Source organism: Micromonospora sp. LOL_025 (assembly GCF_048060285.1).
Taxonomy (GTDB): Bacteria; Actinomycetota; Actinomycetes; order Mycobacteriales; family Micromonosporaceae; genus Micromonospora.
Genome location: NZ_JBHMIR010000027.1, coordinates 73,187 through 82,572 on the forward strand (window position 1 = coordinate 73,187; position 9,386 = coordinate 82,572).

A 9,386-nucleotide genomic window follows, 5' to 3' on the forward strand; every position below is an offset into this window, starting at 1 on the left:
ACGGGGTCCGACGCGGCTAGCGTCTAGGCATGGCGCGGGGTTCTCCCGGGCCAGCCGGTCCGCCCGGATCTGCGACCTCGCACACGGGGTTCCGCATCCGACCCCGTGTCCCCGGGCACCGGAGGAGGCGGAACACGGGTGGCGGGTGCCCATCCGTCGGAGCAGGCCTGTGACGACTCGCCGTACGCCCGCCGGGACCGACCAGACCCCGGCCGCGACTGCCACGACCCGCCGCGCCACCCGGAGCCGCCGCGGCGCGTCCGCCGCTCCGGTCGACACCGAGGAGCCCCGACCAGCGGGACAGGCGTTCGTCCTGGACACCTCGGTGCTCCTGTCCGACCCGGCGGCCTTCCACCGCTTCGCCGAGCACGAGGTGGTCCTGCCCCTCGTGGTCATCTCCGAACTGGAGGGCAAGCGACACCACCCGGAGCTGGGTTGGTTCGCCCGGCAGTCCCTGCGCATGCTGGACGAGCTGCGGGTCCGGCACGGGCGGCTGGACCGCCCGGTGCCCGCCAACGACTCCGGCGGCACGCTGCGGGTGGAGCTCAACCACTCCGACGACGGTGTGCTGCCGCCGGGGTTCCGCACCGACTCCAACGACACCCGGATCCTCTCCGTCGCGCTGAACCTCGCCGCCGAGGGGCGGGAGGTGACCCTGGTCAGCAAGGACATGCCGCTGCGGGTCAAGGCCGCCTCGGTGGGCCTGCGGGCGGACGAGTACCGGCACGGCCAGGCCAGCGACCCCACCTGGACCGGGATGGCCGAGCTGGACCTCGCCGAGGAGCAGATCGGCCGGCTCTACGCCGGCGAGGCGCTGGACCTGGACGCCGCCGCCGGGCTGCCCTGCCACACCGGCCTGGTGCTGCACTCGGGCCGGGGCTCCGCGCTGGGCCGGGTGCTGCCCGACAAGACCGTACGGCTGGTCCGTGGCGACCGGGAGGCGTTCGGGCTGCACGGTCGCTCGGCCGAGCAGCGGATCGCGCTCGACCTGCTGCTGGACGAGTCGGTGGGCATCGTCTCCCTGGGCGGACGGGCCGGCACCGGCAAGTCGGCGTTGGCCCTCTGTGCCGGGCTGGAGGCGGTGATGGAGCGCCGCCGGCACAAGAAGGTGATCGTCTTCCGCCCGCTCTACGCCGTCGGCGGCCAGGAACTGGGCTATCTGCCCGGTTCGGAGTCGGAGAAGATGTCGCCCTGGGCGCAGGCGGTCTTCGACACCCTCGGCGCGGTGGTGCACGAGAACGTGCTGGAGGAGGTCACCTCCCGAGGGCTGCTGGAGGTGCTGCCGCTGACGCACATCCGGGGCCGCAGCCTGCACGACGCCTTCGTGATCGTGGACGAGGCGCAGTCGCTGGAGCGCGGGGTGCTGCTCACGGTGCTCTCCCGGATCGGCCAGGGCTCCCGGGTGGTCCTCACCCACGACGTCGCCCAGCGGGACAACCTCCGCGTCGGCCGGCACGACGGGGTGACCGCGGTGATCGAGGCACTCAGGGGCCATCCGCTCTTCGCCCACGTCACCCTCAGCCGTTCGGAGCGGTCGCCGATCGCCGCGATGGTGACGGATCTCCTGGAGGACATCCCGCAATGACGTCTGGTCTGTAGTGGTTTGTCCGCATTCTCTTTGTGGCGCAGATCACAATAGAGGCTCTTCGTTTCCCATCAGCCTCACCGTGCGCGATGGTGTCCAGCGAGCGCCCACGTACCGAGAAGATCGTTGGTGATCGTTCGTCACAGGACGCGCCAGCATCCACCGGGGTACGTCGGCTGCGACCGGCACCGGGTCGGGGCGCTCGCGACGCGGACGCGACCCACCCGGGTTGCCGCTCCGCGCCGTGTCCTTGCACCCGACGAAGGGACCACTTCGTGAGTCGGCTGTGGAGCCGGTTCGGCGCCCGTACGGCCGCTGTAGCGCTGCTCTCCGTGGGCGTCGCCGGCGGTGTCTACCTGGGCGAAGACCGACAGACCCAGCAGCAGGGCCTGACCGCACAGGTCGGCGTCGCTGTCGAGCAGGCCGAGTTCGAGTACCAGCGCGAGCGGCAGGCCGCCCAGCAGGTGCAGTCCGCGAAGCAGCGGACCGCCGAGTACCAGGCGAAGCTGCGCGCCGCCGCGGCGGCGAAGGAGGCCGCCCGGCGCGCCCGCGAGGCCGAGGCCGCCGCCGCGTCGCGGAAGAAGGCCCGCGAGGCCGCCGCCAAGGCCGCGGCCGCGAAGGCTGCCGAGAGCAAGCCGTACGAGGGGCCGATCCCGGACTCCTGCGCCGAGTTCAGCGGCAACCGCGAGGTCGGCTGCGCGCTCATGGTGAAGGCTGGCTTCGGGATGGACCAGTTCCCGTGCCTGAACAAGCTCTGGGACAAGGAGAGCGGCTGGAACCACAAGGCCCGCAACTCCTCGTCCGGGGCGTACGGCATCCCGCAGGCGCTGCCGGGCAGCAAGATGGGCTCCGTCGCCGACGACTGGCAGACCAACCCGGCGACCCAGATCAAGTGGGGCCTCGGCTACATCGAGGGCCGCTACGGTTCGCCCTGCAAGGCCTGGGCCCACTCGCAGGACGTGGGCTGGTACTGATCGACCTGTCGACGGCGGGGTGTGTGGGCGTCCACATACCCCGCCCTCGTCGTTCCGGGTACGGATCGCCGCAGAAGTGGCGGCTGCGCCCCACACCTGATAGCTCTTGACGGGTGACCCTGCACCCGGGAAGCGGCGACCCGCACCGGTTCGGCACCGAGGCGTTCTACGCCGCGCTCGGCCGGGCCTTCGTCGCCATGTGCGCGGTGGTGCCGTTCCTCTTCCTCATCGAGGCCCTCGACCAGGGGCTCGCGTTCGGTCTTGACGCCACGGCCGGGATCATCCCGAAGCGCATCGACGGGCTCGACGGGGTCTTCTTCTCGCCGTTCCTGCACCACGGCTTCGACCACCTCTACAGCAACAGCATCCCGCTGATCCTGCTGGGCACCTTCGTGCTCGCCGCCGGTGCCCGCCGCTTCCTCTGGTCGACGCTCGTCATCATCCTGGTCAGCGGGCTGGGGGTGTGGTTCACCGGCTCGTCGACCTCCGTGGTGGTCGGCGCGAGCGGTGTCATCTTCGGCTACCTGGGCATCCTGCTGACCCGGGGCATCGTCGAACGGAGCTGGTGGAACTTCGCGGTCTTCCTGCTCGTCGGCCTGCTCTACGGCTGGCAGCTGGTCGGCATCCTCCCCACCGACGAGCGGATCTCCTGGCAGGGCCACCTGTTCGGGCTGCTCGGCGGGGTGGTCGCCGCGATCATCTTCCGGCGCCGCCGGGGGGACCTGGGCAGTCCCCACCGCTCGGAGTCCACGCTCACCATGCCCTGAGCGCCGACGCGCCGGTGCCGTGCGGCCCGGTGGGACATGCTTGCCCCGGGCGCGTCGCCGGCCCTACCGTCGGGATCAGCACGCGTTGATCCGTGAGCGGAAAGCGACGGTACGCACATGCGCGAGGTCGATGTCGCGGTGATCGGGGCCGGCCCGGCCGGGCTGTTCGCGGCGTACTACGCCGGATTCCGTGGGCTCTCCGTCGCGGTCGTCGACGCGCTGCCCGAGCCCGGCGGCCAGATCACCGCCATGTACCCGGAGAAGCTGATCCACGACGTGGCCGGCTTCCCGGCGGTCAAGGGGCGGGAGCTGGTGGCCAACCTCGTCGCCCAGGCGGCTCCCTTCGACCCGTGCTACCTGCTCGGCACCCGCGCCGAGAAGCTCTCGTACGCCGACGGGCAGCCGGTGCTCGGTCTCGCCGGCGGCGGGCAGCTGCGGTGCGGGGCGGTGATCGTCACCGGTGGTCTGGGCAGCTTCACGCCCCGCCCGCTGCCGGTGGCGGAGCACTTCGCCGGCGCCGGGATCGTCTACTTCGTACCGCAGCCGACGGAGCTGGCCGACCGGGACGTGCTGATCGTCGGCGGCGGCGACTCCGCCTTCGACTGGGCGTCGACGCTCGAGCCGCTGGCTCGCTCGGTGACCGTGGTGCACCGGCGGGAGAAGTTCCGCGCCCACGCGGGCACCGTCGCCCGGGTGCTGGGGCTGCCGGTGCGCGTGATCGTCAACGCCGAGGTGACCAGGCTGCACGGCGACGGCACGGTCACCGGCGCCGAGATCACCGTACGCGGCGGCGCGGCGGAGCTGCTGCCCGTGGACACGGTGGTGGCCGCCCTCGGCTTCACCGCCGACCTCGGCCCGCTGGCCGAGTGGGGGCTGCGGCTGGACCGCCGGCACATCGTCGTCGACAGCGCGATGGCGACGAACCTGCCCCGGGTCTTCGCGGCGGGCGACATCACCGAGTACCCGGGCAAGGTGCGGCTGATCGCGACCGGGTTCGGCGAGGCCGCCACGGCGGTCAACAACGCGGCGGTGGCCATCGACCCGAGTGCGCACCTGTTCCCCGGGCACTCGTCCGACGGCACCTGACACGCCGGGGAGTCAGCGGCCGGGGCGGGGCTGCGGCGCGAGGGCGGCGACTCCGACCGCGACCAGGGTCAGGGCCGCGCCGAGCAGGGTGACGGGGCCCGGGCGGGAGGCCGCCGTGGGCAGCAGCAGGTCCAGCAGTACGGCGCCGACGATCTGCCCGGCGATGGTGGCCAGACCGAGCAGCAGCACGCCGGTGAACCGGACGATCGCCGCGGCGATCGCGATGAACACGATCCCGATCGGCCCGCCCAGGTAGAGCCACGGCTCGGCCGGCGCGCCGCCCGCCGGCCAGCCCCGGAGCGCGACGTCGACGGCGAAGGCGACCAGCAGGGCCACCGTGCCGACGGAGAAGTTGACAAGCGTGGCGGTCAGCGCGCTGCCGGCGGCCATCCGTACCCGGCCGTTGACCGCCTGCTGCCAGGCGATGGCCACCCCGGCGAGCAGCGGCAGCAGGGCCAGCCCGAGGGCGCCCGGGTCGCCGAGCCGGTCGCCGACGGCCAGCAGGACCGCGACCACGGTCAGTGCCGCGCCGGCCAGCCGCCGGCCGGTGACCGGCTGGCGACCGCCCGGGCCGATCCCGGCCCGGTCGACGGCCAGGCTGCTGCCGGACTGGCCGGCGACCACCGCGACGGTGAAGACCGCCACGCCGAGGGTGCCGATGGTCAGCCCCTGGGCGGCGACCAGGAGCGCGCCGCACGCCCCGCCGAGGCACTGCCAGGGCCGCAACGTGCCGTCGGTGAGCGCGCCGCGCAGGGCGACCAGCCCCCGCCGCCCACCCGGGGTGGCGGGGACCAGCACCAGCAGCACCAGCAGGCCCAGCCCGAACGAGACGACCGCGGCGGCGATCCCGTCGGCCAGGCGTACGCCCAACTCGCCGTTGATCCGGGACTGCACGGCCACGGCCAGCCCGGAGGCGGTCGCGAGGCCCACGCCGGTGATCCGGCGGGCCGCCGACGGGGCCGGCGCCAGCGTCCCGGCGACGCTCACTCCTGCTCGGCCAGGGGGCGGCCGTCGAAGTCGACCGCCGAGTAGAGGGCGAGCTTCTCCAGCCGGTGGTACGAGTCGATGACCCGGATGGTGCCGCTCTTCGAGCGCATGACGATCGACTGCGTGTACGCGCCGCCGGCCCGGTAGCGCACGCCCCGCAGCAGGTCGCCGGAGGTGACGCCGGTGGCCACGAAGAAGCAGTTGTCCCCGGTGACGAGGTCGTCGGTCGTGAGCACCCGGTCCAGGTCGTGCCCGGCGGCGAGCGCCTTCTCCCGCTCCTCGGCGTCGCGCGGCCAGAGCTTGGCCTGCATCGCCCCGCCCATGCACTTCAGCGCGCAGGCCGAGATGATGCCCTCGGGGGTGCCGCCGATGCCCATCAGCACGTCGACGTCCGACTCGCCCCGGGCGGCCGCGATGGAACCGGCGATGTCCCCGTCCGAGATGAACCGGATGCCCGCCCCGGCCCGGCGGATCTGCGTGACCAGGTCGTCGTGACGGCTGCGGTCCAGCACGCAGACCGTGACCTCGGAGACGTCCGTGCCCTTGACCTTGGCGATCCGGCGCAGGTTCTCGGCCACCCCGGCGTTGATGTCCACCACGTCGGCGTACGCCGGTCCGACGGCGAGCTTCTCCATGTAGAAGACCGCGCTCGGATCGAACATCGCACCCCGCTCGGAGACGGCGAGCACCGCCACCGCGTTCGGCATGCCCTTGCTCATCAGCGTGGTGCCGTCGACGGGGTCGACGGCGACGTCCACCTCCGGGCCGGTGCCGTCGCCGACGTGTTCGCCGTTGAAGAGCATCGGGGCGTTGTCCTTCTCGCCCTCGCCGATCACCACGACGCCCCGCATGGGGATCGAGTTGATCAGCTTGCGCATCGCGTCGACGGCGGCCCCGTCGCCGCCCTCCTTGTCGCCCCGACCGACCCAGCGACCGGCGGCCATCGCCGCGGCCTCGGTGACCCGGACCAGGTCGAGGGCGAGGTTGCGGTCGAGATCCTGTGGGATCCGCGTCCTGGTGTTCGTCATGACGGCTCCTCCTCGCGACGTTGCGGGGCGGCAGGGTGCGGCGTCGCCGCTGCCGGGTTTGTCGCTGATCCTCACACGATCGCTCACCCGGCGCGGGGTCGGGGCGGTGATGGCCCGGATACGGCCGGTCGGGCGGCTGCGAAGATGGTGGGGTGGAAGCCGCACAGCCTGCCGATCGCGTACCCGCCGACTCGACGCCGCCGGACGGCCAGCCGCCGGTCGCCCCGGGCCGGGCCGCCGCCGTACCGGAGGGGGAGCCGGCATTGGTCGAACCCGCCGGCGCCCCCGGGGCGGCCCCGCCCGACGGCGGGGCGGAGACGGGCGAGCGGCCCGCGCCGCCGCCCGGGATCGACACCCGCAAGTCGGAGCGCTCGCCGAAGGACATGGCGATCTCGCTGCTCGTGCTGCTGATCCCGATCGCCCTGCTGCTGGCCTTCTACCGGGGATTCCTCGGCGGCGACCAGCCGACGACCGTCGACCCGGCGCCCGCCCTCGAATCGGCGCGGGCCGCCAACGCCTTCCCGGTCAGCGAGCCGGCGGAGCTGGGGGACGGCTGGCGCACGGTCAGCGCGAAATTCCAGACCGTCGAGGGCGGGTCGAGCCTCCGGCTCGGCTATCTCACGCCGGAGGGGCGGGCCGTCCAGCTGGTGCAGAGCAGCGTGCCGCCGGAGCGGCTGCTGCCGACCGAGCTGACCGCCGAGGGGCAACCGCAGGGCCAGACGGACCTGGGTGGGCGCACCTGGCAGCGGTACACCGCCCGGGGCAACGAGCAGGCGCTGGTCCTGCTCGAACCGAACCGGACCGTGATCGTGGTCGGCGACGCGCGGGACAACGAGCTGCGGCACCTGGCCACCGCGATCCGGTAGGCGGTCGGAAACCGCCCCCCGAGTGTCGGTCGGATCGGCTACGCTGCCCCGGCTCACTGCCCGGCGGCTGAAGCCCGCCGGGTGCTTACCGTTTCGCGAAGAGAGACAACTGTGAACATTCGACGGTGGAGCGTCGGCGTGCTCGCCGCCACCCTGCTCGTTCCCGGCCTGGCCGCCTGCAAGTCGGACGGTCCCGCGCCGGCCGACGCCGGCTCGGCAACGTCGGCCGTGCCCGCCGACCCGAAGGAGGCGTTGCTCGCCTCCACCAAGGAGATCGAGAAGGGTAACTTCACCTTCACGCTGGCCGGTGCCGGGCTGAGCGGCAAGGGCCTGGTCCACAAGCCCAGCAACAGCGCCCAGTTCAGCATGAAGTTCGACGACGACTCCGGCAGCATGTCGATGGGCATGGAGCTGATCTACATCGAGCCGGACAGCTGGGTGATGCTCGACCTCGGCGAGCTGGGCGCCATGATCCCGGGCGCGGAGAAGATGAAGGGCAAGTACCAGCACCTCGACCAGTCCAAGGTCAAGGGCGCCGGCGAGCTCAGCCGCTACATGGAGGAGGTCGACCCGGCCGGCAGCGCCAAGCTGACCAAGGGCATCACCGAGGTGCAGAAGACCGCCGAGGGCAGCTACACCGGCAAGCTCGACGTGTCCGCCGCGGGCGACGCCGCCACCCTGGACGCCGACCTGGTCAAGGCCCTCGGCGCGCAGGCCAAGGCGCTGCCCTTTACCGCGAAGCTCGACGCGGAGGGCCGGCTCACCGAGCTGGTCATCTCGGTGCCGGGCGCCGGCGAGACCAAGGCGCATGACATCAAGGTCACGTACGCGGACTACGGCAACGCCACCGCCGCGCAGAAGCCGCCGGCCGACAAGGTGGTCGAGGCGTCCCCCGAGACGTACGAGATGTTCAAGAACTAGCACCGGCAGAACGGAAACGGGGCGGCCTCGGCCGCCCCGTTTCCGCGTTCCGGGGTCACCCGTCCGGGGCAACCGGACATCCCGGTGATTGTGCGACGCGGCGACAGGGAACAGGAGTGGGGCGGACCCGGACCGGTCGCCCCGGCAGCCGGCCTCAGGGGGTTCGCGCGGCGCAGCCGAAGTGGTGCGCCGCCCGGTTTCCGGCCGCCGCCAGGTGCGTCGGGTGACCCACGTGGGAGACACGTATGACTGTTCGACGCCTGAGCGCCGGCCTGGTGGCCGCCGCCCTGTTCACTCCCGGTCTGGCCGCCTGCAACGCCTCCGGGACCCCGACGGCGGGCTCGTCCGCCTCCCCGTCCGTCTCGGCCTCCGGTACGCCCGCCACCTCCGGCAGCGCGGCCCCGGCCTCCGGTGACGCCAAGCAGGCGCTGCTGGCCTCCACCCGCGAGATCAGCAACGGCAACTTCCGGTTCACCATGTCCGGCGTCGGCTCGACGGCGGAGGGGCGGGTGCACGAGCCGACCCAGAGCGCCGAGATGCGGGTGACGATCGGCAAGCCGACCGACGACCTGTTCATGAAGCTCGACCTCGTCCATTACAAGCCGGACAGTTGGGTGAAGGTCGAACTCGGCGGCACGACCGCCAAGAGCGTGCCGGGCGTCCAGAAGCTCAACCTCGGCAAGTACCAGCACCTGGACCAGACCCGGATCAAGGGCAACCGCAACCTCGGCTTCGACTTCGACAAGGTCGACCCCGCCGGCAGCGAGGTGCTGACGCAGGGCATCACGGAGGTGCGTCAGACGGGCGAGGGCGCGTACGCCGGCACGATCGACGTGTCGAAGGCGGCGGAGGCGGGTTCGGTGGACCCGACGGTCATCACGGCCCTCGGGGCGCAGGCCAAGTCGGTGCCGTTCACCGCGAAGCTCGACCCGCAGGGCCGGCTCAGCGAGATGGTCATCCAGATCCCGGCCGCCGGCCAGACCAAGGCGCAGGACATCCGGATCACGTACTCGGACTACGGCACCGCCACCGCCGCCCAGAAGCCGCCGGCGGACCAGGTCGTGGAGGCCCCCACGGAGCTCTACAACCTCTTCAACTAACCCCGTTACCTTTTTGATCGTCCCCAGCCGGGGACCCTCGGTCGCCCGGCCCGGTATGACTGCCTGCCCCTG

At 72.5% G+C, this 9,386-nt stretch carries 9 protein-coding genes; 7 read left to right on the forward strand and 2 right to left on the reverse strand.

Annotated elements, in window-relative coordinates:
- The first annotated feature begins 169 nt into the window (after window positions 1–169).
- The 4 genes from ACFHW0_RS25530 to ACFHW0_RS25545 all read left to right on the forward strand — a co-directional run bounded on the left by ACFHW0_RS25530 (window position 170) and on the right by ACFHW0_RS25545 (window position 4,412).
- Window positions 170–1,585, forward strand: coding sequence for a PhoH family protein (locus ACFHW0_RS25530; protein ID WP_416611491.1), 1,416 nt, complete (start codon window positions 170–172; stop codon window positions 1,583–1,585).
- Window positions 1,586–1,860: 275 nt separating this feature from the next.
- Window positions 1,861–2,559, forward strand: a complete 699-nt coding sequence (locus ACFHW0_RS25535; protein WP_416611493.1) for a lytic transglycosylase domain-containing protein — start codon at window positions 1,861–1,863, stop codon at window positions 2,557–2,559.
- A 113-nt stretch (window positions 2,560–2,672) separates the two neighbouring features.
- Window positions 2,673–3,326: a rhomboid family intramembrane serine protease gene (locus tag ACFHW0_RS25540; RefSeq protein WP_416611494.1), complete on the forward strand. Its 654-nt coding sequence runs from the start codon at window positions 2,673–2,675 to the stop codon at window positions 3,324–3,326.
- Window positions 3,327–3,443: 117 nt separating this feature from the next.
- The gene (locus tag ACFHW0_RS25545; protein ID WP_416611496.1) at window positions 3,444–4,412 is read left to right on the forward strand and encodes an NAD(P)/FAD-dependent oxidoreductase; all 969 of its coding nucleotides are present in this window, start codon (window positions 3,444–3,446) and stop codon (window positions 4,410–4,412) included.
- A gap of 12 nt (window positions 4,413–4,424) precedes the next feature.
- Here the strand turns inward: ACFHW0_RS25545 and ACFHW0_RS25550 are convergent, their stop codons facing one another.
- Together ACFHW0_RS25550 and glpX are read right to left on the reverse strand one after the other, a co-directional pair.
- Window positions 4,425–5,399: a DMT family transporter gene (locus ACFHW0_RS25550; RefSeq protein ID WP_416611498.1), complete on the reverse strand. Its 975-nt coding sequence runs from the start codon at window positions 5,397–5,399 to the stop codon at window positions 4,425–4,427.
- On the reverse strand, window positions 5,396–6,427 hold the full coding sequence (gene glpX / locus ACFHW0_RS25555; RefSeq protein WP_151455779.1) for a class II fructose-bisphosphatase: 1,032 nt from the start codon (window positions 6,425–6,427) through the stop codon (window positions 5,396–5,398). The genes ACFHW0_RS25550 and glpX overlap by 4 nt, the downstream gene beginning before the upstream one ends.
- Before the next feature lie 152 nt (window positions 6,428–6,579).
- Between glpX and ACFHW0_RS25560 the strand changes: the two genes are divergently transcribed.
- The 3 genes from ACFHW0_RS25560 to ACFHW0_RS25570 all read left to right on the forward strand — a co-directional run bounded on the left by ACFHW0_RS25560 (window position 6,580) and on the right by ACFHW0_RS25570 (window position 9,314).
- Window positions 6,580–7,293, forward strand: a complete 714-nt coding sequence (locus tag ACFHW0_RS25560) for a DUF4245 domain-containing protein (RefSeq protein WP_416611500.1) — start codon at window positions 6,580–6,582, stop codon at window positions 7,291–7,293.
- Window positions 7,294–7,404: 111 nt separating this feature from the next.
- Window positions 7,405–8,214, forward strand: a complete 810-nt coding sequence (locus tag ACFHW0_RS25565) for a hypothetical protein (RefSeq protein WP_416611502.1) — start codon at window positions 7,405–7,407, stop codon at window positions 8,212–8,214.
- 245 nt (window positions 8,215–8,459) lie between these two features.
- Window positions 8,460–9,314: a hypothetical protein gene (locus ACFHW0_RS25570; RefSeq protein ID WP_416611504.1), complete on the forward strand. Its 855-nt coding sequence runs from the start codon at window positions 8,460–8,462 to the stop codon at window positions 9,312–9,314.
- Window positions 9,315–9,386: the final 72 nt, after the last annotated feature.

Coding starts and splice junctions, on each gene's coding strand:
- ACFHW0_RS25545 (WP_416611496.1), top strand. CDS start 3,444: ATGCGCGAGGTCGATGTCGCGGTGATCGGGGCCGGCCCGGCCGGGCTG.
- glpX (WP_151455779.1), bottom strand. CDS start 6,427: ATGACGAACACCAGGACGCGGATCCCACAGGATCTCGACCGCAACCTC.
- ACFHW0_RS25570 (WP_416611504.1), top strand. CDS start 8,460: ATGACTGTTCGACGCCTGAGCGCCGGCCTGGTGGCCGCCGCCCTGTTC.